This window comes from Agrococcus sp. ProA11 (assembly GCF_039880525.1).
Lineage (GTDB): Bacteria > Actinomycetota > Actinomycetes > Actinomycetales > Microbacteriaceae > Agrococcus > Agrococcus chionoecetis.
Map to the genome: position 1 here is coordinate 955,537 of NZ_CP156989.1, position 22,673 is coordinate 978,209.

General features: G+C 70.6%; 19 protein-coding genes and 1 other RNA gene. 11 read left to right on the forward strand and 9 right to left on the reverse strand.

What is annotated here, in order from left to right; genetic code table 11:
* Positions 1–52 precede the first annotated feature (52 nt).
* Together ABG090_RS04625 and ABG090_RS04630 are read right to left on the reverse strand one after the other, a co-directional pair.
* A complete protein-coding gene (locus tag ABG090_RS04625) occupies positions 53–2,644 on the reverse strand; it encodes a PKD domain-containing protein (protein WP_347756837.1) in 2,592 nt (863 codons plus the stop codon).
* Positions 2,645–2,800: 156 nt separating this feature from the next.
* Positions 2,801–4,030, reverse strand: coding sequence for an MFS transporter (locus tag ABG090_RS04630; protein WP_347756839.1), 1,230 nt, complete (start codon positions 4,028–4,030; stop codon positions 2,801–2,803).
* A 68-nt stretch (positions 4,031–4,098) separates the two neighbouring features.
* Between ABG090_RS04630 and prfB the strand changes: the two genes are divergently transcribed.
* Complete coding sequence (gene prfB / locus ABG090_RS04635; RefSeq protein WP_347756841.1) at positions 4,099–5,217, forward strand: peptide chain release factor 2; 1,119 nt, start codon at positions 4,099–4,101, stop codon at positions 5,215–5,217.
* 10 nt (positions 5,218–5,227) lie between these two features.
* Entirely contained in the window at positions 5,228–6,652 is a 1,425-nt protein-coding gene (locus ABG090_RS04640; protein WP_347756843.1) for a 4-hydroxyphenylacetate 3-hydroxylase N-terminal domain-containing protein, read from the forward strand.
* 83 nt (positions 6,653–6,735) lie between these two features.
* On the opposite strand, the gene ABG090_RS04645 is transcribed toward ABG090_RS04640, so the two are convergent.
* Positions 6,736–8,355, reverse strand: coding sequence for a right-handed parallel beta-helix repeat-containing protein (locus ABG090_RS04645; RefSeq protein WP_347756845.1), 1,620 nt, complete (start codon positions 8,353–8,355; stop codon positions 6,736–6,738).
* Positions 8,356–8,723: 368 nt separating this feature from the next.
* Between ABG090_RS04645 and ftsE the strand changes: the two genes are divergently transcribed.
* The 4 genes from ftsE to ABG090_RS04665 all read left to right on the forward strand — a co-directional run bounded on the left by ftsE (position 8,724) and on the right by ABG090_RS04665 (position 12,058).
* Entirely contained in the window at positions 8,724–9,455 is a 732-nt protein-coding gene (gene ftsE, locus ABG090_RS04650; RefSeq protein WP_347756846.1) for a cell division ATP-binding protein FtsE, read from the forward strand.
* Positions 9,452–10,366: a permease-like cell division protein FtsX gene (ftsX, locus tag ABG090_RS04655; protein WP_347756848.1), complete on the forward strand. Its 915-nt coding sequence runs from the start codon at positions 9,452–9,454 to the stop codon at positions 10,364–10,366. The genes ftsE and ftsX overlap by 4 nt, the downstream gene beginning before the upstream one ends.
* 101 nt (positions 10,367–10,467) lie before the next feature.
* A complete protein-coding gene (gene smpB / locus ABG090_RS04660; RefSeq protein ID WP_347756850.1) occupies positions 10,468–10,944 on the forward strand; it encodes an SsrA-binding protein SmpB in 477 nt (158 codons plus the stop codon).
* Between the two features lie 85 nt (positions 10,945–11,029).
* Positions 11,030–12,058, forward strand: a complete 1,029-nt coding sequence (locus tag ABG090_RS04665; RefSeq protein ID WP_347756852.1) for a 6-phosphofructokinase — start codon at positions 11,030–11,032, stop codon at positions 12,056–12,058.
* A 48-nt stretch (positions 12,059–12,106) separates the two neighbouring features.
* Here ABG090_RS04665 and ABG090_RS04670 read toward each other — a convergent pair whose 3' ends face one another.
* A complete protein-coding gene (locus ABG090_RS04670) occupies positions 12,107–13,816 on the reverse strand; it encodes a DUF222 domain-containing protein (protein ID WP_347756854.1) in 1,710 nt (569 codons plus the stop codon).
* Positions 13,817–13,994: 178 nt separating this feature from the next.
* On the opposite strand from ABG090_RS04670, the gene ssrA reads away from it, so the two are divergent.
* Positions 13,995–14,365, forward strand: a transfer-messenger RNA (tmRNA) gene (gene ssrA, locus ABG090_RS04675).
* Positions 14,366–14,449: 84 nt separating this feature from the next.
* Positions 14,450–15,820, forward strand: a complete 1,371-nt coding sequence (locus ABG090_RS04680) for an NAD-dependent succinate-semialdehyde dehydrogenase (protein WP_347756855.1) — start codon at positions 14,450–14,452, stop codon at positions 15,818–15,820.
* A 95-nt stretch (positions 15,821–15,915) separates the two neighbouring features.
* Here ABG090_RS04680 and ABG090_RS04685 read toward each other — a convergent pair whose 3' ends face one another.
* Positions 15,916–16,206, reverse strand: coding sequence for a rhodanese-like domain-containing protein (locus tag ABG090_RS04685; RefSeq protein WP_347756857.1), 291 nt, complete (start codon positions 16,204–16,206; stop codon positions 15,916–15,918).
* Between the two features lie 46 nt (positions 16,207–16,252).
* Between ABG090_RS04685 and ABG090_RS04690 the strand changes: the two genes are divergently transcribed.
* Positions 16,253–16,732 (forward strand): VOC family protein, encoded by a 480-nt coding sequence (locus ABG090_RS04690; RefSeq protein WP_347756859.1) that lies wholly within the window; start codon positions 16,253–16,255, stop codon positions 16,730–16,732.
* 2 nt (positions 16,733–16,734) lie between these two features.
* On the opposite strand, the gene ABG090_RS04695 is transcribed toward ABG090_RS04690, so the two are convergent.
* The 3 genes from ABG090_RS04695 to aroA are packed head-to-tail and all read right to left on the reverse strand — an operon-like array spanning position 16,735 to position 19,908.
* Positions 16,735–17,520, reverse strand: coding sequence for an inositol monophosphatase family protein (locus ABG090_RS04695; protein ID WP_347756861.1), 786 nt, complete (start codon positions 17,518–17,520; stop codon positions 16,735–16,737).
* A 19-nt stretch (positions 17,521–17,539) separates the two neighbouring features.
* Positions 17,540–18,580 (reverse strand): ribosome small subunit-dependent GTPase A, encoded by a 1,041-nt coding sequence (rsgA, locus tag ABG090_RS04700; RefSeq protein ID WP_347756863.1) that lies wholly within the window; start codon positions 18,578–18,580, stop codon positions 17,540–17,542.
* Positions 18,577–19,908: a 3-phosphoshikimate 1-carboxyvinyltransferase gene (aroA, locus tag ABG090_RS04705; protein WP_347756865.1), complete on the reverse strand. Its 1,332-nt coding sequence runs from the start codon at positions 19,906–19,908 to the stop codon at positions 18,577–18,579. Before aroA ends, rsgA begins: the two co-directional genes overlap by 4 nt.
* A 94-nt stretch (positions 19,909–20,002) precedes the next feature.
* Here aroA and ABG090_RS04710 point away from each other — a divergent pair, with 94 nt between their 5' ends.
* Together ABG090_RS04710 and ABG090_RS04715 are read left to right on the forward strand one after the other, a co-directional pair.
* Entirely contained in the window at positions 20,003–20,608 is a 606-nt protein-coding gene (locus ABG090_RS04710; RefSeq protein ID WP_347756867.1) for a sigma-70 family RNA polymerase sigma factor, read from the forward strand.
* Positions 20,605–20,862, forward strand: a complete 258-nt coding sequence (locus tag ABG090_RS04715; protein WP_347756869.1) for a zf-HC2 domain-containing protein — start codon at positions 20,605–20,607, stop codon at positions 20,860–20,862. The genes ABG090_RS04710 and ABG090_RS04715 overlap by 4 nt, the downstream gene beginning before the upstream one ends.
* A gap of 75 nt (positions 20,863–20,937) precedes the next feature.
* Here the strand turns inward: ABG090_RS04715 and aceB are convergent, their stop codons facing one another.
* Positions 20,938–22,653, reverse strand: coding sequence for a malate synthase A (gene aceB, locus ABG090_RS04720; protein ID WP_347756870.1), 1,716 nt, complete (start codon positions 22,651–22,653; stop codon positions 20,938–20,940).
* Positions 22,654–22,673: the final 20 nt, after the last annotated feature.

Sequence of the window (22,673 nt, forward strand, 5' to 3'; positions counted from 1 at the left end):
CCGGCGTGCTGGCCCGCGACCGGCCGGGTCGCCTCGCCCCGCCGTGCTGCAGCTACGGGGCGGCGGGCGCGGTGATGCGCAGATCGTCGAAGACGAGCCGCGTGGAGGCGACCGAGGACGACGAGCTCACCGAGCCCTTGATCGTGACCGAGCCCGCGCTCTGCAGCGCGCCGGCACTGTCGGTGGCGACGAGCTGCCAGTCGGCGGGCTCGGTGCCGCCGGTCGGCCAGATCTTCGCCGCGAGCTGCGTCGGGCTCGTGCCGGTGACGGAGAGCCTGGCGGTGAGGTCCTCGCCCGGCGTCCAGGTGCCGGTGTAGGCGCCGAGCGCCGTGTTGTCGCGCAGCAGGTAGACGCGCAGCTGCCCGCCGGGTTCGAAGCGCACGTTGAGGCCGTAGGACGAGCCGCCGACCTGGCGGCCGATGAGCGTCGTGTGCGCGGCGCCACCGCTGGAGGCGACCTCCGAGCGCAGCCGCACCTCCACCACGGCCTCCGTCGTCGACACCGACGCGAGGCTCGCGAACCGGGTCTGGCTCGGGATGAGCGTCATGCGACCCGCGCCATCGGCGACCGACAGCGGCGAGCTGGTGCCGGCGCTGACCGTCCACGCACCGCCGACATCGGCGGTGCCCCAACCGGAGCCGACCGTGCGCGCGAAGCCGTCGGCCGCGAGCACGTCATCGCCGGGCGGCGGTGGGGGAGGCGGGGGAGGCGGCGGCGCGCTGCTGACCGTGACGGCGCGCGTCGCGCTCGCGGTCGCCCCCGCGTCGTCGGTGACCGTGAGGGTGATCGTGTAGCTGCCGGCGGCGCCGTAGGTGTGCGTCGTGGTGGGACCCGCGGCACCCGTGCCGTCGCCGAACAGCCAGGCGTGGCTGACGACGGTGCCGTCGGGGTCGGATGAGGCGGCACCGGTGAGCGAGACCGTCAGGTCGTCGATCGTCGGCGTCCCGATGACCGCAGCAGGAGGCTCGTTCGCGGGCGGCGGTGGCGGTGGGGGCGGCGCGGTTGCGGAGACGACCTGGAGGTCGTCGAAGCTCAGCACGGTCGAGGGCACGCTGGATGAGGAGCTCACCGACGAGCGGATCGCGACGCTGCCGGGGGACTGCAGCGCCGCCGCGGCATCCGTCGCCTGCAGCTGCCAGCCGGTCGGCTCGCTGCCGCCGGCGGGCCACACCTTCGCGGCCAGCTGCGTCGGGCTGGTACCGCTGACGGAGAGCCGGATCGACAGCGGCACGCCGGCTGTCCAGCTCTGGTCCGCGACGTCCAGCGCGGTGTTGCCGCGCAGCAGGTAGAGGCGCAGCCGTCCGCCCGGTTCGAAGCGCACGTTCAGCCCGTAGGTCGAGCTGCCGACCTGTCTGCCGATGATGGTCGTGTGGGCGGCTCCGCCGCTCGACGCCGAGCCCGACGCGACCTTAAGGTCGACGACCGCGTCGGTCGTGGCGATGGAGTCGAGCCCCGCCATGCGCGTCTGCCCGGGGATGAGCGACATCCGGCCGACGCCGCCGCTCACCGACAGTGGGCCGGTGCTGCCGAGGCTCACCGTCCACGGCCCGCCGACATCCGCCGTGCCCCAGCCCGATGCCGTCGAGCGGCCGAAGGCGTCGGCGGCGATCGCCGTCTGCGGTGTGGGTGGCGTCTCGCTGAGCTCGAACGGGACCGTGAACGCGGAGTTCGCATCGGTCTCGAACTGATCGAGCGTGGGGGAGTAGGTCGTCGCCCGCATCGTGTTCGCTGCCGGGTCGAAGGTGTAGTACCGCAGCCAGCCGTTGCCGCCGTTCGCGCGCGACTGGTAGTCGGTGAGGATCTGCTGCACCGGCTGGCCGCAGCTGTTGAGATCGGTGCGATTCGCCTCGCCGAGATCGCCGACGTTCGAATGGCCGGCGACCACCAGGCGGATCTGGCAGTGCGTGCTGACGAACTGCTCCCACAGCGCGGCCGTCGAGGTGCCGCCGGGCCGCTGCGGCGTGGTCATGCGTAGGCCGTTGACGGTGAGGAAGCTGTGGGTGGCCATGATGACCGTGCGATTCGGGTGCGCGTCGAGCACGCGATCTGCCCAGTCGAGCGCGTAGCCGGGCGCCTCCCACTCCAGGTTGAGCACCAGGAAGTCGGTGCCGCCCGCGGTGAAGAGCGCGTAGTTGTCGGCGTTCCCGCGGTCGATCGGATCGGGGCCGAACTGGCTCTGACCGAGGTAGCCGCCGTAGCGGCGCTCGGCGGTGTTCCAGGCGGCGTCGGCGTGCCGGCTCGGCGGGAAGTGGCTGTTGAAGACGCTCACATCGCCCGTGGCCTCGTCGAAGTCGTGGTTGCCCGGCAGCACGGTGTACGGCACGTCGGCGTCATCGAGGATCTCGAACGCGCCCGACACGTTCTCCCAGTGCCGCGGGTTGTCCCAGTCGCTCACGAGATCGCCCACTTGCATCACGAACGCAGCGTCGAGGTCGGCCATCGAGTCGCGCACCCAGGTCAGCTGCGCATCCAGCACCGCCTGGTTCGCGTAGCTGTAGTTCTGGGTGTCCGGCAGCACGACGAGCGTGAACGGGGCATCGTCATCGGCCGCAGTGGCGGGCGCCGGCAGCGCGAGGCTCAGGACGAGCGCGGCGATGACGCCCCCGATGACGGGTGCCCTCCGAGACTCTTGACGTCGTTCCACGGGATCCTCCACACGTTGGCCCGTGACGCCGTCGACGGCGCAGCGCCGATGCTGCGACCTGCCCCGAATGATCCCACCGTGCGGCCGGTGCGACAACGCAGGATTCAGTCAGGCCAGCCTCATCGGCGGCCGCGACGGCAGCCGCGCGGCGGGTCGCTACGCGCGTGGCTTGCGCGGCAGCCAGCGCAGCAGCATCGCCGCGCCGAGCACGCACAGCGCGGTCAGACCGCCAGCGGCCCAGGCGATCGACGCCACCGAGATCAGCAGCGAGATCAGCAGCGGCGCGGCGGCGCCACCGGCATCCGTCGTCAGTCGCCACGCACCCAGGAACGGGGCGGGGTTGCGCGGATCGGCGAGGTCGGCGCCGAGGGTCATGAGGATGCCGGAGCCCAGCCCGTTGCCGAGCGCCATCACCATCGCGGCGATCCAGAACCACAGCACGGCGGCGTCCACATCGTGCGTGAGCGCCAGCAGCAGGAACGACAGGGCCATGAGCGCGAGCGACGGCACCACGCTCCACAGCCGGCCGAACCGATCCATCACCCAGCCGGAGATGAAGAACAGCGCGAAGTCGACGCCGCCTGCGATGCCGATGACGAGGCCGGTGGTGACGCCGTCGAGGCCGATCGAGATGGCCCACAGCGGCAGCAGCACGTTGCGGGCCTGCCGCGCGAGCGACAGCATCGCGGCGCCGACCCCGACCGTCAGCAGCACCGTCGCGTGCTGCCGCACGACCGTCCAGATGCCCGACCGCTCCTGCCGCAGCTCGATCACGCCGGTCGTCGGCCGCGTGCGCTCGAACACCGACGAGGGATCGGGCAGCACGAACAGCACGACGATCGCGATGACCGTGCCGAGCGCGCAGACGATCCACACGGCGCTCAGGCCGAAGCCGAGCCCCAGCACCGCCGAGCCGAGCAGCGGGCCGACGAACATGCCCATGCGGAAGATGCCGCCGAGGGTCGACAGCGCTCTGGCCCGGTAGCGCAGCGGCACGTAGGTGGTCATGAACGCGTGCCGTGCGAGCGCGAACACCGCGTGGCCGAGTCCCAGGATGAAGATCGCCGCGCCCAGCATCCACACCGTCGTCGAGACGAAGGCGAGCGCCACGGCGGCGAGCACGAGCAGTCCGGCGCCGATCATGGTCGGTCGTTCGCCGAACCGCGCGACGACGCTGCCGCCCGGCACATCGCCCGCCAGCTGGCCGACGGTGAGCATGGCCGCCACGACGGCGGCGACCGCGAGCGATGCGCCCAGGTCGCCGGCGATGAGCGGGATGTAGGGGATGACGGCGCCCTCGCCGATCGCGAAGGCCGCGGTCGGCACGTAGGCGGCGCCCGCGATCCTGCGCCAGGGAAACCGTTCGGACTGATCGAGACCGCTCACCGTCCGAGCCTACGTCGGGCGGGTCACCGGTGCCGGCGGTCGGGCTCGCGTCGGTAGGCTGGATGATCATGGCCGATATCGACATCGCCGGCGAGATCGCCGAGCTGCGCTCCACCTTCTTCGACATCAAGTCGGTGCTCGACGCCGACCGTCTGCGAGCCGACATCGACCGGCTCTCGGCGGCTGCCGGTGCCCCCGACCTCTGGGACGACCCGGATGCCGCGCAGAAGGTCACGAGCGAGCTCAGCCACGCGCAGGCAGACCTGAAGCGCATCAGCGAGACCGAGTCGCGCATCGACGACCTCGAGGTGCTCGTCGAGATGGCGAACGAAGAGGCCGACGAGGCGACGCAGGCCGAGGCCAAGAAGGAGCTCAAGAGCCTGCAGAAGCTGATCTCCGAGCTGGAGGTGCGGACGCTGCTCGACGGCGAGTTCGACCAGCTACCGGCCGTCGTCACGATCCGCGCCGGCGCCGGCGGCGTCGACGCCTCCGACTTCGCCGAGATGCTGCTGCGCATGTACCTGCGGTACGCCGAGCAGCACGGCATGCCCGTCTCGGTGTACGAGACGAGCTACGCGGAGGAGGCGGGCATCAAGTCCGCCTCGTTCGAGATCGACGCCCCCTATGCCTTCGGCAACATGGCGGTCGAGGCTGGCACGCACCGGCTGGTGCGCATGAGCCCCTTCGGCGCCGCGGGCAAGCGCCAGACCTCGTTCGCGGCGGTGGAGGTAGTGCCGCTGTTCGAGCAGGTCGATCAGGTCGAGGTGCCCGAGAACGACATCCGGGTCGACGTCTTCCGCTCGTCCGGTCCGGGTGGTCAGAGCGTCAACACCACCGACTCGGCGGTGCGCATCACGCACATCCCCACGGGTGTCGTCGTCTCGATGCAGAACGAGAAGAGCCAGATCCAGAACCGCGCCGCCGCGATGCGTGTGCTGCAGAGCCGCCTCATGCTGCTCAAGCGCGAGGAGGAGGCTGCGCGCAAGAAGGACCTCGCGGGCAACATCTCGGCCAGCTGGGGCGACCAGATGCGCTCCTACGTGCTCGCGCCGTACCAGATGGTGAAGGACCTGCGCACGCTGCACGAGGTCAACAACCCGTCGGCGGTCTTCGACGGCGACCTCGACGGGTTCATCGCCGCCGGTATCCGCTGGCGCAAGCGCCAGCAGCAGGAGACGGACGACTAGGGCGAGCAGCATGACGGTGCCAGAGGTGGATCCCGCCCAGCCGAGCAGGCCGCAGACCGGCGACGAGTACATCGAGAGCCTCGACGACGGGCGCGCGGTCATCCACGACGGCATCCCGGTCGAGCGCGTCGCCGACCACCCCGCCTTCGCCGGCGTCGCCCGCACGATCGCCTCGCTCTACGACACGCTGCACGGCGAGGGGTCGGATGCGCTGCTCGTGCCCACCGATGACGGCGCCGGTGTGACGCATCCGTTCTGGGTGCTGCCGCAGTCGCGGGACGATCTGCGCGTGCAGCGCGATGCGATCCGCGCCTGGCAGCACCAGACGCACGGCTGGGTCGGTCGCACACCGGAGTTCATGGCCAGCGTGATCACGTCGATGGCGGCGCACGCACCCTTCTTCGGGAGGTTCGAGGGCCAGGTGCGCAACGCGCTCGCGCGTGACCAGCGCGACGTCACCCACTACGCGCAGGCGCTCGTCAATCCGCCCGTCGATCGCGACCTGCCGCCGGACGAGGTGGGGGACGTCTTCCTGCACGTGGTGCGCGAGACCGATGCGGGGGTCGTCATCCGCGGCGCGAAGGCGGTCGTCACCGGCGCCGCGACCGCGCAGCGACTGCTCGTGTCGCACTTCGGCGGCGAGGTGCAGACCGAGGCGTTCGCGATCGCGGCCTCCGTGCCCGTCGCGTCGCCCGGCGTCCGCATCTACACGCGCGGCACGCCCGCTCGGGATGATCAGCCGCTCGCGCATCGCTTCGCGGAGCACGACGCGCTCGTGGTCTTCGACGATGTGCTCGTGCCGTGGGATGACGTCTTCATCCGCGATCCGGAGACGATGCTCGCCTTCAATCAGGGGGCGGTCGGGTGGAGCGCGAGGCTGGTCTTCCAGGCGACGACCAGGCTCGAGGCGAAACTCGAGCGCATCGCTGGGCTCGCCGTGCGGGCTGCGGAGATCATGGGCACGAGCGAGCTGCGCGGCGTGCAGGCCGCGCTCGGCGAGCTCGTCGCCTACCGAGACACGGTCGCCGCGCTGCGCGATGCGATGATCGAGCAGAGCGAGCCATCGGGCGACTCGATCGGGCCCGGGGCGCAGGCCGCGATGGCGTTCGCCGCCTACGGTCCGGATGCCTACAGCCGCATGCGCGTCAACCTGCAGACGATGCTCGCCTCCGCGTTCGCGCATCTGCCGGTGCCGCTCGACAGCCTCGGCAGCGAGCACGTCGCGCCCATCGAGCCGCTGCTGCGCGGATCGGGCGGCGCGGATGCGCGCGAGCGGCTCGAGGTCATGGGCGAGCTGTGGGATGCGGTCGGCACCGGCTTCGGCGCCAGGCACGAGCTCTATGAGCGCAGCTACTTCGGCCAGCCGGAGCGCATGCAGCTGGGCATCCTGGCCGCCGCGAAGGCGACGGGGCGCGTCTCCGGTTGGCAGTCATGACGCGCCAGCACCGCCGCAGCTGACGCGCACGACGAGGGCCCCGCCGCGATTGCGACGGGGCCCTCGTGCACTGCGTGGAGCTGTCAGCGCTTGACGTACTTCAGCGCGCCGCCGTTGGCCGTCCGGTTGCCGTCGAGCGAGATGCTGCTCGAGGGCGGGTAGATGACGTGGCAGTTGTGCTGCGAGTTCTCGCCGAACGTGTTGTTGTCGATGACGATGCCTCGCAGCGGGCCGTGCGACTTCTCGGAGATGTTGATCGTGCAGGCGCCACCGTCGAGGAAGTTGTCGGTGATCCGCACGTTCGAGATCGGGCCGGCGTCCTGCGTGAGGATGATGCCCGCGTTGTACGCGCCCTCGATGCGGTTGCCGGTGAGCGTGATGTTCGAGCCGCTCTGGATCTGCACGGTGTCGTCGTGGCTCGGTCCGCCGTTCCAACCCGGGTCGTTCTCGAAGTGCAGGATGTCGTGCACCCACGAGTTGCGCATCGTGACGTTGCCGGAGCCCCACAGGTGCACGCCGTCGAGGACGTGGTGGATGTCGAGACGCTCGGCCGTGATGTTCCAGCCACGCAGGCCGTCGATCTTGGGCGATGCGACGGATGCGACGAGCTCGCTGTCGGTGATGGTCAGGCTCGCGCTGTTGGACGCGCTGCGGACGAGCGAGTCCTGGCCGCCCTCCGCGCCTCCGCGGATGATCGAGTTGCGGATCGTCACGTTCGCTGCTCGGACATCGACGAAGCCGCGGATGTCGAGGCCGTCGATGACGGTGCCGGCGCGGGTGATGACCATGTTGCCGTTGTGCACGCGCAGGTTCACGCCCGCCGGAACACCGGTGTTGTTGGGGCCGGGCATCCCGCCGGTGCCGGGTGCGGGCACGGGGTCGGGTGCGGGCGTGGCGGCCGCGGTCGCGCGCCGCACGCCGAGGGTCTCGACGCCGTCGCCGTTCCAGTCGCCGACGAACGAGGTGTCGCCCGGACGGCCGTAGATGACCGTGATGTCGGCTGCGCCCTCACGGATCGTGTTCGAGATGAAGTAGGTCGAGCTGCGCCGCACGGCGAAGGTGTCGCGACCATTGCCGTTCCAGTCACCCACGAGCACGGCGTCGCTGGCACGGCCGTAGCCGATCACCCGGTCGGCCCGCCCGCTGGTCATCGTATTGCGGACGTGGTAGATCGAACCGCGTCGAACCGCGAGGCTGTCCTTGCCGTCGCCGTTCCAGTCGCCGACCAGGATGGTGTCTCCGGCACGTCCATAGGCGACGACGAACTCTGCCGGTCCGGCGGAGAGCGAGTTGCGCACGTAGAACTGCGAGCCGCGTCGCACCGCGAGGGTGTCGCGGCCGTCGCCGTCCCAATCGCCGACGAAGACCTCATCGCCAGCGCTGCCGATGGTCACGGCCTGGCCGGTGGAGGGCGAGTCGTTGTTCGATGTGGTGAGGTACTGCGCGCCGCGGCGCAGCATGGCGGTGTCGACGCCATCGCCGTTCCAGTCACCGAAGTAGGCGCGGTCGTCCGCGCGTCCGAGCTCGAACTCGTGGTTCGCCTTCGGCGTGAACTGGTCGTTGAGGTAGTAGCTGGTGCCGGACCCGCCGGTCTCCAGGCCATAGGCCTCGACGACGCTCGGGTTTGCGAGCACGGTGGCGCTGGCGACCGCAAGGGTCAGGGTGGCCGCGCCGATGCTGACGAGGGATGTGCGCTGGGGCAAGGCGCTCTCACAATCTGCTGAGTAGTCACGAGGTCTCGCGCAGGGCGCGAGAGGGCATGGCGGCGCCAAGCCCGATCGTTGGATAGGGTTGTCGCGCGGTGATCGAAGGCATTCCGCGACCCAGCGACGAGCTCGTGACCCTCGTCGGGGTGTGCAGCGTGAATGCGGATCGTGCGCCGGGGAGGCACGATCGCTGCGCGACTCAGCCAACGTAACAGAACGATAACGCTCAGTAAAGCCTGAGGCTTTCTCCGGCGTGGCGTTCGGCTCGCTCCCAGGTTCATGAGCGTGGGTCTCTGCGGTCGGCTTCATGACCCGCCGCGTCAGTGCACGCCGTTGCCCCCGACGCCCCGTAGCCTCAGCAGGCCATGATTCGCTTCGACGAGGTCTCGAAGACCTACTCCCGCAAAGCGCGCCCCGCTCTCGACAGCATCTCCCTGGAGATACTCAAGGGCGAGTTCGTGTTCCTCGTCGGCGCCTCCGGCTCCGGCAAATCGACCCTCATCCGCATGGTGCTCCGCGAGGAGACGCCAACCGCCGGCGAGGTGCACGTGCTCGGGCAGCGCCTGAAGGCGTTGCCCAGTCGGCGCGTGCCGTTCTTCCGCCGCAACCTCGGGGTGGTGTTCCAGGACTTCCGGCTGCTGAACAACAAGACGGTCTACGAGAACGTCGCGTTCACGCTGCAGGTGATCGGCAAGAGCCGAGGCTTCATCTCCGAGGCTGTGCCGGACGTGCTCAAGATCGTCGGCCTCGCAGGCAAGGCCAGCCGACTGCCGCACGAGCTCTCGGGTGGTGAGCAGCAGCGCGTGGCGATCGCGCGAGCGGTGGTGAACCGGCCGCCGATCCTGTTGGCGGATGAGCCCACCGGCAACCTGGATCCCTCGACCAGTGCCGGCATCATGGCGCTGCTCGCACGCATCAACGAGGGCGGCACGACGGTCGTGATGGCCACGCACGAGGCCTCGATCGTCGACGAGCTGCAGAAGCGCGTCGTCGAGCTCGACGCGGGCGTGATCATGCGCGACGAGACGCACGGCAGCTATCGACGGCACCTCGCCGACTTCGACCTCGGCCTCGACCACGAGGCGGAGCTCGCATGAGGCTGCAGCTGATCGCGCAGGAAGTCTGGAACGGCCTTCGCCGCAACCTTTCGGTCGTGGTGTCGGTCGTCCTGGTGACCTTCATCTCGCTCTCGTTCGTCGGCGCAGCGATTCTCCTGCAGCTGCAGATCAACCAGATGAAGGGCTTCTGGTACGACCGCGCGCAGGTGGGCATCTACTTCTGCGGACCGGTCGATGCCACCGAGACCTGCACGCAGACGGCCGCGAACGAGGAGCAGATCGCCGCGGTGCGCGACGTGCTCGACAGCGGTGCGATCGCGCCCTACGTGAGCAACGTGGAGTTCGAGGATCGGGAACTGGCTTATCAGCACTTCATCGAGCAGTTCGGGGGCACGGCGAGCGCGGAGTTTGCGAGCCCGGAGACCATGAACGAGGCGCTCTGGGTGCGGCCCACGACGCCAGCCGACGCCGACCTGATCCGGGAGGCGACCTCGGCGCTGCCTGGAGTGCTGGAGGTGCGCGATCAACGGGCGCTGCTCGAACCGATCTTCCAGGTCCTCAACACCGCCAGCCTCGCCGCCATCGGCGTGGCCGTGCTGATGCTCGTGGCGGCCGTACTGCTGATCTCGACCACGATTCGGCTCTCGGCCTTCTCGCGGAAGCGAGAGCTCGGCATCATGCGGCTCGTGGGCGCGTCGAATCGCTTCATCCAAACCCCTTTCATCATCGAGGGTGTCGTCGCGGCACTCATCGGTGCGGTGTTGGCGGCCGGCTCGATGGTCGCGGTGGTGCACTTCGTGCTGCAGGGCTATGTGGCGCCGATGCTGCAGACGATCGCGATCGTGGCGGTGGATGATGCGCTCGTGGTGGTGCCCATCCTGCTGGGCATCGGCGTGCTGTTCGCGGGCGTCGCCGCGGCCGTTGCGATCCGTCGCTACCTGAAGGTCTGATCGCGCCGTCGTCGACGGCCGCTGCCGGCCGACAGGGGCTAGACTGAACGGCTGCCCGTCATTCGGGCACCACGATCCGCCACCGAACTCAGGAGTCAGCCATGCCTCGCGAACAGGGTCACAGGGTCGTGGCGCAGAACCGCAAGGCTCGCCACGACTACACGATCGAGGACCGCGTCGAGGCCGGACTGGTGCTGCGCGGCACGGAGGTCAAGTCGCTGCGCGCGGGTCGGGCCTCGTTGGTGGACGGCTATGCCTTCATCGACGGCGGAGAGGCATGGCTCGACGCCGTGCACATCCCCGAGTACGGCCAGGGCACCTGGACCAATCACCCGCCGCGCCGCAAGCGCAAGCTGCTGCTGCACCGGGATGAGATCGAGAAGCTCTCGGTGAAGGTCTCGCAGGGCGGCTACACGCTCGTGCCCCTCTCGCTCTACTTCTCCGACGGGCGCGCGAAGGTCGAGCTCGCGGTCGCGAAGGGCAAGCGCGAGTACGACAAGCGTCACGCGTTGCGCGAGCGGCAGGACAAGCGCGAGGCGGATCGCGCCATGCGCACGCGCAACCGCATGGGCGACTAGCTCCGGGCGTTCGACAAACCCCCTCGCAGTCGATTGGATGGAGTGTCGGCAGCGTTCACCCAGGGCCTTCCGACGGGAAGGTGAAATGCGAGTCGGCATCCTCACGTCCGGCGGCGACTGCCCCGGACTCAACGCAGTCATCCGCGCAGCCGTGCTCACCGGCATGGTGCACCACGGCCTCGAATTCGTCGGCATCCGCGATGGCTATCGCGGCCTCGTCGACGGCGACGTGCGCGTGCTCAACCGCTCGGCAGTGCGCGGCACGAGCCGCATCGGCGGCACGATCCTCGGCACCAGCCGCACGAACCCGTACGAGGGACCCAACGGCGGCGCGGAGAAGATCGCCGAGACGCTCGGGCGGCTCGGCATCGACGCGGTCATCGCGATCGGCGGCGAAGGCACGCTCGCGGCGGCCAATCGCCTCGCCAACGATGGGCTGCCCGTCGTCGGCGTCCCCAAGACGATCGACAACGACCTCGACGCCACCGACTACACCTTCGGCTTCGACACCGCGGTGCAGATCGCGACCGAGGCCGGCGATCGGCTGCGCACCACCGGAGACTCCCACATGCGCTGCATGGTGCTCGAGGTCATGGGCCGCCACGTGGGCTGGATCGCGCTGCACACCGGGATCGCGACCGGCGCGCACGTCACGCTGATCCCCGAGCAGCCGCGCTCCATCGAGTGGATCTCCGAGTACGTGCAGTCGGTCTACGACCGGCGCCGCGCGCCGCTCGTGGTCGTCTCCGAGGGATTCAAGCTGGAGGGCATGGAGGAGGCGCACTCGCACAAGGGCCTGGACGCCTTCAACCGCCCGCGGCTGGGCGGCATCGGCGAGCTGCTGGCACCGATGATCGAGGAGCGCACCGGCATCGAGTCACGATCGACGGTGCTCGGTCACATCCAGCGCGGCGGTGCGCCCAGCGGCGCAGACCGCGTGCTCGCGACCCGATTCGGGCTCGCCGCCATCGACGCCATCGTCGATCGCGCATGGGGGACGATGGTCTCGCTGCGCGGCACCGACATCGTGCGCGTGCCGATGGCGGACGCGTTGGGCGATCTCAAGCGCGTGCCCCCGCACCGGTACCGCGAAGCGGAGATGCTCTTCGGCTGATCGGCCGAGCTGCCCATCGCCAGGCGGAATGCTCGGCGGACCGGCCCATCATCTGCGCAGCACGAGCTCTGGCAGTCGAAGGTCGACGGCGACAGCGCGCGGACCGCGTCGCGTGGAGCGTCGACCCCGCGCGTCGCGCTCGCGACCGAGGGCGCGCATGCGCACGCCGGCTCGATGCTCCACGGCACTCGACGCGGCGCCGCCGCGGGTGCGGGCCGCAGAGGGACCCGGGCGTCGCAACCGCCCGAGTTCGACCGCGGGTACGGGGATGGCGAGCGGCCGTGGAGCATCGGCTGCGATGCCGGAGCTGCCGCTCGCGGTGCTCGTCCCCGTCGCGTGCACGGTGCTCGTCGGCGTCGCCGCGTTGCGCCCGCGGGCCTCGCCGCGTCGGGGCGGTCGCAGCACCGACACGACCCTCCAGCTGCCCGGCGTCGGCCCGCTGCGCTCGATGCGAAGGCGACCGGCATGCACCTCGTGGTGATGGTGGCTGCAGAGCAGCATGCCGTTCGCGATGTCGGTGGGACCACCGGCGAGCCAAGAGATCACGTGGTGCGCCTCGCACCAGGCGGGCGGCATGCGGCAGCCAGGAGCGCGGCAGCCGCCGTCACGCGTCGCGAGCGCTCGTCGCTGCGCGCGAGAGAAGAGTCGCTGCGAGCGGCCGAGCGCCAGGGCGTGGTGGCAGTCATTGACGACCACCGGCTGCAGGCGCGCGTCGCAGAGCAGGCGATCGATGGCCTCGATGGGGAGCAGATCGCCGGTGTGCTCGATGCGCAGGGTGCGGTCGGTGTTGTCGAGCCCGTCACGGTAGGCGGACCACGCCTCGATGGTGCCGCTGATCACGAGCACCGGCGCGTCGCCGCCGACCGTGGGTGCGTCGCCGGAGGCCGCGTGCGCCTGCACGAGCCCGACCAGCACATCGTGCCGCCGCTGCTCGGGGGTGCGGTCGTCGACCGCCTCGGCCTCCGCCTGCGCTTCGTCGGCCGGCTGCGCACGACCGTCGCCGCCGTCGTCATCGTCGCGGAACGCGACGTGCACGCGCGGGCCCGTGTAGGCATCCAGCAGCGCCTTGATGGCGGAACCCGCCTCGGGGGTGGCGACCATCGAGATGATCCACATGCCGTCGTCGCGCTGGCCGATCCGCAGCGAGCGCATCGCGCGGTGGCGCTCCGCGGTCGGCAGCACGCCGTCGGGGTCGAGCATCGCGGCGTAGGTGCGCGCCTGCACGAGGATCAGCTCGGGCACGAGCGGTGCCGCGGGGTCGGTCGCCGCGTCGACCAGCGCGCGCTCCGCCCAGGCGAGCTGCTCGAGATCGGCGCGCGGTGCCACCGGGTCGAGCGTCTGCACGATCGCCTGCACCTGCGCGAGCGAGAGCTCGCCCGCCTGCAGCGCCGCGGCCAGGTGCGGGTAGCGGGCCGGCACCGTCCCGCCGGAGACGCCGACGGAGGCGGTCGTGCGCGCCGCCATGGTCAGCAGCTCGGTCGCCTGTCGACCCCGGATGCCGAACGCCGACGCGAGGGCCTCCTTGGCGCTTCTGTGGCCCAGGCGGCGGCAGAGCGAGCCGTCGACGGGGCCGGCGGAGCGCTCGGCGACCGCGGCCGCGAGCAGCACGCTCTGGGCATCGACGATGCGGGCGAGCTCTGCGGTGCGCGCCAGCAGCTCGGCCACCTCGTCGTTCGGCTCCAGCGCCAGCGAGCGGCACACCTCGAGCAGGGCGCGCGCCGACTCGAGCGTTGCTCCCGCCTGCTCGCTGCCGCGCATCCCGACTCCCTCGTCGCGAGGAAGGTAGCTCGAGCCACCCACATGCACCGATCGAGGACGGGCTTCGAGCGCTTGCCCGCGATGCCGACGGCGCGATATGATGACGGGCTGGCCCAGCCAGCGTGCCGGATGCGTCCGGCTTTGGAAACTCAACAGCGTGCGACTCGCACCACTCCATGGGGATGATCGGTTTCGACAGCGCCTCAGTCGGAGCGGGAAGCGGGTAGAGGACGCAGGGTTATCTCTTGAACGCCCCCTGCAAACCAATAGGTGCCAATGCAAAGCGCACCGACTTCGCCCTCGCTGCATAAGCGAGCCTGAAGTCCGTCAGACCGGGGTTGCTCTCGCCCCGGATCCTGGCGTCGTTTTGAGAGCTTGCTGCGATCCTGCGTCACAGGGGATCGCGGGACTTTCACTGTGACTGGGCTCGTCGACCTAGGTGCTCAGGACAAAGGTCGGAGCCGAGCAGAACGCCATCCCTGAGCTGCACCCGGAGAAGCCGCACGGTCCGAGCGTTGGACGGGGGTTCGATTCCCCCCATCTCCACCATCGGTCGAGTCGCACGCTGTTGACCACCAGATCATCAACGCCGATACGCTGGAGTCATACCCGACCCCTGCGAGGAGGCAGTTCGTGAGCGAGTACCGAGTCACTGACCCGTACACCGGCAAGACCGTCAAGGAGTACCCGACGGCGACCGATGATGAGGTGCGTGGCGCGATCGAGCGGGCGCACACCGCGTACCCCACCTGGTCGGCGACGCCCCTGCCGGAGCGTGTCGCGATCATCACCAAGGCCGCGGATGCGTTCAAGGCGCGGTCGCGCGAGCTGGCGGAGATCATCCGCACCGAGATGGGCAAGCCCATCGACCAGGGTGTGTTCGAGGCGGAGTTCTCGAGCGACATCATCCGCTACTACGCGGACAATGCCGAGCGGTTCCTGGCCGACGAGGTGCTGGAGGTCGACTCCGGCGTCGACGCGCGCGTGCGCAAGGCATCGCAGGGCGTGATCCTCGGGATCATGCCCTGGAACTTCCCGTACTACCAGGTCGCACGCTTCGCGTTCCCGAACCTCGTGCTCGGCAACACCATCGTGCTCAAGCACGCGCCGCAGTGCCCGTGGTCGGCGACCGTCATCGCCGAGATCCTGGAAGAGGCGGGACTCCCGGCCGGCGCGTACGAGAACGTCTTCGCGACCAACGACCAGATCGGCGAGATCATCATCCCCGACCCGCGCGTGCGCGGCGTCTCGCTCACCGGCTCCGAGCGGGCGGGCGCGGCCGTGGCCGAGATCGCCGGACGTCACCTCAAGAAGGTCGTGCTCGAGCTGGGCGGTTCCGACCCGTTCATCGTGCTCTCCGCCGACGACATGGACGCCGTGGTCGAGGCCGCGATCGCGACCCGGATGGACAACTCCGGTCAGGCCTGCAACGCCTCGAAGCGCTTCATCGTGCTCGACGAGCACTACGACGAGTTCACCGCGAAGCTCAGCGACGCGATGAGGGCGCTCGAGGTGGGCGGACCCGAGGACGAGGATGCGCTCGTCGGGCCGCTCTCCTCCCAGGCAGCAGCGGACCGACTGCGCGAGCAGGTCGCCTCGGCGGTCGACGAGGGCGCGAAGGTGCTCGTGGGCGATGTCGCGGCGTCGGAGGGCACGCGGGTCGCTCCCGCACTGCTCGGCGGCGTGACGAGCGACATGGACGCCTACCGCGAGGAGCTGTTCGGCCCCGTCGGCACTGTCTACCGTGCGAAGGATGTCGACGATGCGGTGCACATCGCCAACGACACGCCCTTCGGCCTCGGCTCGAGCATCTGGTGCAACGACCCCGAGCTCGCGCTCGCGGTCGCCGACCGGATCGACGCGGGCATGGTGGCGATCAACGGCGCGGGCGCCGAGGACTACGACATGCCCTTCGGTGGCACGAAGCGCTCCGGCTTCGGCCGTGAGCTCGGCCCCCACGGCATGGAGGAGTTCATGAACAAGAAGCTCATCGTCTCCAGCTGATCCGAAGGCACCCTCACCGCAGCTCGGGGCTCTGCGTCCGCGTCGTCACGGCGCGGGGCGCAGGGCCCCGAGCCGTGTGCGGATGGGGTGTGCCGTCAGCCGACGGTGCCCGTCATGGGGCGCCCGTCGGCGGCCCAGGCGATGGTGCCACCGGCGACGTTCACCGCGTTGAGACCCTGCTGCTCCAGGAAGGCGACGACCCGGGCGCTGCGGGCGCCCGACCGGCAGACGATCGCCGCGCCGTCCGGCACCTCCGGGAGCCGCTCGACGATCTCGCCCATGGGGATGTGGATGGCACCTACCGCGTGGCCCTGCTGCCACTCGTGCGCCTCGCGCACGTCGATGAGCGGGCGGTCGGCGACCTCGTTCGGGGTGATCTCCTGCATACGCCGAGGCTAGCGGGCTGGGCCTGCGGGGAGCATGATGTCGGCCATGGCGACGGTGCGCACAGTGCTCTGGTTCGACGGACACATCGAGGAGGCCGCTGCGTTCTACGTGACGCTGCTGCCGGACTCGGAGGTCACGGCCGTCATGCGTCGCCCGGAGCGCGACGATCCGTGGCCCGGCGAGGCGGCGGCGGGCGAGGCGATCGTCGTCGACCTGACGATCGGCGGCGTGCCCTATCAGCTGTTGGATGGCGGCCCGCGGTTTCCGCAGACGGAGGCGGTGTCGATCGCGGTGACGGTCGACGGTCAGGCGGAGGTCGATCGGCTCTGGGACGCGATCGTCGCCGACGGCGGCGCCGAGTCGATGTGCGGCTGGTGCCGCGATCGCTGGGGAGCGTCGTGGCAGGTGATCCCGAAGCAGTTGGGCGAGCTCATGCAGGGCGAGCGCGCTGCCGATGTGACACGGGCGATGCTCGGGATGCGGAAGCTCGACGTCGCGGGCCTCGCGGCGGCCTCCGCGGGCTGAGATCAGCGCGCGAAGCGCTCCAGCAGCGCGTCGTGCAGGAGGCCGTTGGTCGCCAGCGCGGTGCCGTGCCACGGGCCGGGCTGCCCATCCATCGATGAGAAGCGCCCACCGGCCTCCTCGATCACCGGCACGAGCGCGGCCAGGTCGTAGGGCTGCAGATCGAATTCGCCGACGGCGTCGAGCTTGCCTTCGGCGAGCAGCATGTAGCTCCAGGCATCGCCGTAGGAGCGCGCTCGCCACACGTCGCGCTGCCAGGCGATGAGCTCGTCGACGCGGCCGGCACCGTCCCAGCCCTGGATCGAGTTATACGAGATCGCGGCGTCCGACATGGCTGCCACGCCCGACACGCGCAGGCGCTCTGGCGCGCCCCCGCCGGCCGACAGCTTCCAGGCACCCTGCCCCTGCGCCGCCCACCAGCGAGCGCCGAGCGCGGGGGAGGAGACGACACCGACGACCGGCACGCCGTCCACCGCGAGCGCGATGAGCGTCGCCCAGATCGGCGCTCCGCGCAGGAAGTGCGCCGTGCCGTCGATCGGGTCGATGATCCATTGCCGCCGCGCGTCGCCGTCGCGGCCGAACTCCTCGCCCAGGATCGCGTCGTCCGGCCGCTCGGCCGCCAGCACTTCGCGGATGCGCTGCTCGACGGCTCGGTCGGCATCCGTCACGAACGTCGAGTCGGGCTTCGTGTCGATCGTGAGGTCGCGGGCACCGAAGCGATCGCTGGCGATGCGATCGGCGGCATCTGCGAGCCGCAGCGCGAGCGCGAGGTCGTCGTCGTAGTCGGTCACGCCTCCAGGGTATGCCCGCCTACTCCTGGTGCCGCAGCCCGCGCGCCGCGACGAGGGTGCCGAGCAGGCGCTGCATCGAATCGACGCGGCGCTGCTCCAGCCGGCCGTCGGCGGCCGCGACCGCGAGCTCGCAGTACTCCTCGTCGACGAGGTGCGTGCAGCCGCGCGGGCAGTCCTCGGCAACCGCCGCGAGGTCCGGGAAGCCGCGCAGCACGTTCGCGGTGGCGACGTGGCCGAGTCCGAAGGAGCGGACGCCGGGGGTGTCGATGATCCAGCCGTCGCCGAGCTTGAACGACACCGTCGACGAGGAGGTGTGGCGGCCGCGCCCGGTGACCGTGTTGACGTGGCCGACGGCGCGGTGCGCGCTCGGCACAATCGCGTTCACGAGCGTCGACTTGCCGACGCCCGAGTGGCCGACCGCGACGGTGGTGTGCCCAGCGAGCCGCTCCCGCAGCGCCTCCGCGGGCGGGTCGTCGATCGACGACGTCCACACCTCGATGTCGAGGCCGGCGAAGTTCGCCAGGAAGGGCGCGGGATCGGCGACATCCGTCTTCGTCATCACGAGCACCGGCGCGATGCCCGCGTCGAAGGCCGCGACCAGGAAGCGATCGACCATGCCCGCGCGGGGCGGCGGGTCGGCCGATGCCACGACCATGAGCATGACGTCGGCGTTGGCGACGATGACGCGCTCGACCAGATCCGCGTCGTCGGCGGAGCGGCGCAGCACGGTCGTGCGCGGCTGGATGCGCACGATGCGCGCGAGCGAGCCGGTCTCGCCGGAGGTGTCGCCCACGACATCGACCCGGTCGCCAGCGACGATCGACTGCTTGCGCAGCTCGCGAGCGCGCGCGGCCGTGACGACCGCCTCGTCGGGCTCGCCGACCCTGACCGCGAGCCGGTAGCGGCCACGGTCGACGCCGGTGACGATGCCGGTGACGGCGTCGTCGTGCTCGGGCCGGTGCTTCGAGCGCGGCCGATTCGCCTTCGGGTTGGGGCGCTCGCGCACGCTCGACTCGTCGTACTCCTCGTACGGATCGTCGAACTCCTGCATCCAGCTCATGCTGCGGGATCCTGCCCCGCGAGCATCGCCGCCCACAGCTCCGGGAACTCCGGGATCGTCTTCGCCGTCGCTCCGATGTCGTCGACCTCGATGCCCGGCACGCGCAGCCCGACCACGGCGCCGGCCGTCGCGATGCGGTGGTCGTCGAAGGCGCCCCACTCGCCGCCCGCGAGCGGCGCCGGCTCGACCCGGATGCCGTCCGGCAGCTCCACGACCGTGCCGCCGAGCGCCGTGATGTTCTCGAGCATCGCCTGGATGCGGTCGGTCTCGTGCCCGCGGGTGTGGCCGATGCCGGTGACCTCGACGGGGCCCGACGCGAGCGCGCCGAGCGCGATCACGGTGGGGGAGAGCTCGCCCGCGGCGTGCATGTCGAGCGCGGCCCCTGGGATGTCGCCGCCGACGGCCTCGACCGTCAGCGACCCGTCGGACGTCGAGCTCTCGGCGCCGAACGCGGCGAGCAGCTCCGGGAGCATGGCACCCACCTGCGTGGTGTGCGCGGGCCAGCCGTCGAGCACGACGCGCCCGCCGACAGCGACGACCGCGGCGAGGAAGGGCGCCGCGTTCGAGAGGTCGGGTTCGATCTGCTCGTCGAAGGGTGCGATGGATCCTGGTTCGACCCGCCAGGTGGCCTCGCCCACCGCGTGCGCATTGACACCGCGCTGCCGCAGGGCCGCGAGGGTCATCTCGATGTGCGGGAGCGATGGCAGCCGGTGCCCGCGGTGGTGCAGCGTGAGCCCGCGCTCGAAGCGGGGCGCGGCGAGCAGCAGCGCCGAGACGAACTGGCTGGACGCGCTCGCGTCGATCTCGAGCTCGCCACCGGTGACGCCGCCTCCGCCGTGCACGGTGAAGGGCAGGCGCGCATCGTCGGCGTCGACGCGCACGCCGAGGCCGCGCAGCGCCGCGATGGTCTGATCCATGGGGCGCTTGCGCGCATGCGGGTCGCCGTCGAACGAGACCGCGCCATCGCCGAGCGCTGCGACGATCGGCAGGAACCGCATGGCGGTGCCCGCGAGCCCGCAGTCGATGTGGCCGCCGCCCGAGATGGGCCGCGGGGTGACCGCGAGGTCGGGCCCGAACGCGCCGTCGCCGACGACCTCGTCGATGACCGCGCCCAGCACCCGCAGTCCCTCGGCCATGATCGTCGCGTCCCGGCTGCGCAGCGGCCGGTGCAGGGTCGACGGCCCGTCGGCCAGCGCCGCCAGCAGCAGCGCGCGGTTCGTGAGGCTCTTGGAGCCCGGCAGCTGCACGCGAGCGTCGATCCTCGTCGACGCGGTCGGGGCGGGCCAGCGGCGCGCGCTGGTCTGTCGGGAATGCTCTGGGTGGCTCATCGGTTGCAATCTATCGGTCAGCAAGTGTCTGGAGGAGGAAGCTGTGACGACTGCAACGCTCGATGCAGGGCCCGCGACACTAGACTCGCCCGCGATGACAAGCGAACAGGCCGAAGCCAGCAAGCGCGACGACTTCGTCGATCAGGCGATGCAGTACGCCGACCAGCTCTATGCGGCCGCCATGCGCATGACGCGCAATCCGGCGGACGCGGCAGACCTGGTGCAGGAGACGCTGCTGAAGGCATACGCCGCCTACGGCTCCTTCCAGCAGGGCACGAACCTGCGCGCGTGGCTCTACCGCATCCAGACCAACACCTACATCAACACCTATCGCAAGCAGCAGCGCCGGCCGTTCGAAGCGGCCCTCGATGACATGGAGGAGTGGCAGATCGGCGACGCCGAGTCCTTCACCGCCAGCACATCGCGCAGCGCCGAGGCCGAGGCCATCCATCGGATGCCCTCCGGCATCGTGAAGGACGCGCTGCAGCAGGTGCCGACCGACTTCCGCATGGCTGTCTACTGGGTGGACGTCGAGGGCCTCACCTACGCCGAGACGGCGGAGGTCATGGAGACGCCGGTGGGCACCGTGATGAGCCGACTGCACCGCGGCCGCAGGCTGCTGCGCGGGCTGCTGGCCGACTACGCCCGCGAGCAGGGCATCGCAGTGCCGGAGAGCACCGACAAGGAGAAGAAGCAGTGAGCACCCTGGAGGAGAAGACGGACTGCGCCGAGGCGCGCGCGGCCTTGGAGGAGTACCTCCACAAGGAGCTCTGCGCCGAGGACGCCGCTGACGTGCGTGCGCACCTCGAGCAGTGCGAGGAGTGCTCAGCGGAGCACCACGTGGGGGAGACCCTCACGAGCGCGCTCCAGGGCGCATGCAAGGACCGCGCCCCGGAAGAGCTGCGCGAGCGGCTGCTGGAGAGCCTGCGCGCTGCCCAGGCGCAGCACGGCTGAGCGACCGACGACGACAGGAAGGCGGGGCCCGATCGGGGCCCCGCCTTCCTGCATCCGCAGTGCGCTTCGGCCGGATCAGGCGGCCTCGCGCTCGCGCGCCTCGTCGTCCGTGCCGGCCGACGAGAGCGGCATCGACGCGGCCGCCTCGGCAGTGACCGCTTCGGGCTCGGACTGCACCGGGATGGAACCGGTGCTCGTGCGCTCCACACCCTCGGCGAGGTAGCGCTCGGTGCCCGCGAGCGTGAGGAAGGCGGGATAGGTCGGTTCCAGCGCGATCTCGCGGAAGAGTGCGATCGCCTCACGGAATCGGTTGCCGGGAGCACGGTCGAAGTCCTGTGAGAGCTCGGCGACGATGCCCTCGCATCGGGCGGTGGTGATGCTGCGACCGTCGTCGGTGGCCGACTCGGTGTAGATCCACTGCCACACCTGTGAGCGCGAGATCTCGGCCGTCGCGGCATCCTCCATCAGCGAGTGGATCGCGACGGCGCCGTGCCCGCGCAGCCACGCCTCGAGGTAGCGGATGCCGATCTCGATGTTGGAGCGCAGGCCCGCGTCGGTGATCTCGCCGCGCGTGATCGACAGATCGATGAGCGCATCGCCATCCACCGGCACGTCCTCGCGGCTGCGATCGAGCTGGTTCGGGCGCGCTCCCAGCACCGCGTCGAAGGCCTCGCGGCAGGTCGCCACGAGCCCGGGGTGCGCGACCCAGGAGCCGTCGAAGCCGTCGCCGGCCTCGCGGGACTTGTCGCTCGCGACGGCCGCCAGCGCGCGCTCGGTGGCCTCCGGGTCGGAGGCGCTCGGCACGAACGCCGCCATGCCGCCGATCGCGTGCGCGCCACGACGGTGGCAGGCGCGCACCAGCTGCTCGGTGTAGGCGCGCATGAACGGGGCCGTCATCGTCAGCTGTGAGCGGTCCGGCAGCACGAACGCCTCGCCCCGCAGCCGGAACGCCTTGATGATTGAGAACAGGTAGTCCCAGCGTCCGGCGTTCAGGCCGGCCGAGTGCTCCCGCAGCTCGTAGAGGATCTCCTCCATCTCGAAGGCGGCGGTGATCGTCTCGATCAGCACGGTCGCGCGGATCGTGCCCTGCGGCAGCACGAGCAACTGCTGCGCCATCACGAAGACCTCGTTCCAGAGCCGAGCCTCGCGGTGGTTCTCGATCTTCGGCAGGTAGAAGTACGGTCCTGCGCCCCTCGCGATGAGCTCCTCGGCGTTGTGGAAGCAGTGCAGGCCGAAGTCGACCAGCGAGCCCGACATGGGGGTGCCGTCGACGAGGATCCGGTGCTCGTCGAGGTGCCAGCCGCGGGGGCGCACGACGATGGTCGGCGTGCGCTCCGCTGTGACCCGATACTCCTTGCCCGCGGGGCTCGTGAACTCGATCTGCCCCCGGATCGCGTCCTGCAGGTTGACCTGGCTCGCGATGACATTGCGCCAGAGCGGGCTCGAGGCATCCTCGCAGTCGGCCAGCCAGACCTTCGCGCCCGAGTTCAGCGCATTGATGGTCATCTTGCGCTCGATCGGGCCGGTGATCTCCACTCGGCGATCCTCCAGGCCGGGAGCCGGCGGGGCGACCCGCCAGCCGGCGTCGTCGCGGATGTGCGCGGTCGCGGCCAGGAAGCGCGGGGTGTCGCCGTCGGCGAACGCGGCGCGGCGCGCGCGGCGATCCTGCAGCAGCTGGCGCCGCGTGCACTCGAACGCGTCGTGCAGCTGGAGCAGGAACTCCAGCGCATCGTCGGTCAGGACTCGGTCCTGGCCCGAGGCGGTGGCGGTGATGCGGATGCGGTCATGCATGATGGTCGTCCTCCTGCGTC

What these genes read in the sequence shown, in the direction of transcription:
- prfB (WP_347756841.1), top strand. Translation starts at nt 4,099, where the DNA reads ATGGCCGATATCGACATCGCCGGCGAGATCGCCGAGCTGCGCTCCACC.
- ABG090_RS04640 (WP_347756843.1), top strand. Translation starts at nt 5,228, where the DNA reads ATGACGGTGCCAGAGGTGGATCCCGCCCAGCCGAGCAGGCCGCAGACC.
- ftsE (WP_347756846.1), top strand. Translation starts at nt 8,724, where the DNA reads ATGATTCGCTTCGACGAGGTCTCGAAGACCTACTCCCGCAAAGCGCGC.
- ftsX (WP_347756848.1), top strand. Translation starts at nt 9,452, where the DNA reads ATGAGGCTGCAGCTGATCGCGCAGGAAGTCTGGAACGGCCTTCGCCGC.
- smpB (WP_347756850.1), top strand. Translation starts at nt 10,468, where the DNA reads ATGCCTCGCGAACAGGGTCACAGGGTCGTGGCGCAGAACCGCAAGGCT.
- ABG090_RS04665 (WP_347756852.1), top strand. Translation starts at nt 11,030, where the DNA reads ATGCGAGTCGGCATCCTCACGTCCGGCGGCGACTGCCCCGGACTCAAC.
- ABG090_RS04670 (WP_347756854.1), bottom strand. Translation starts at nt 13,816, where the DNA reads ATGCGCGGCAGCGAGCAGGCGGGAGCAACGCTCGAGTCGGCGCGCGCC.
- ABG090_RS04685 (WP_347756857.1), bottom strand. Translation starts at nt 16,206, where the DNA reads ATGCAGGAGATCACCCCGAACGAGGTCGCCGACCGCCCGCTCATCGAC.
- ABG090_RS04690 (WP_347756859.1), top strand. Translation starts at nt 16,253, where the DNA reads ATGGCGACGGTGCGCACAGTGCTCTGGTTCGACGGACACATCGAGGAG.
- rsgA (WP_347756863.1), bottom strand. Translation starts at nt 18,580, where the DNA reads ATGAGCTGGATGCAGGAGTTCGACGATCCGTACGAGGAGTACGACGAG.
- aroA (WP_347756865.1), bottom strand. Translation starts at nt 19,908, where the DNA reads ATGAGCCACCCAGAGCATTCCCGACAGACCAGCGCGCGCCGCTGGCCC.
- ABG090_RS04710 (WP_347756867.1), top strand. Translation starts at nt 20,003, where the DNA reads ATGACAAGCGAACAGGCCGAAGCCAGCAAGCGCGACGACTTCGTCGAT.
- aceB (WP_347756870.1), bottom strand. Translation starts at nt 22,653, where the DNA reads ATGCATGACCGCATCCGCATCACCGCCACCGCCTCGGGCCAGGACCGA.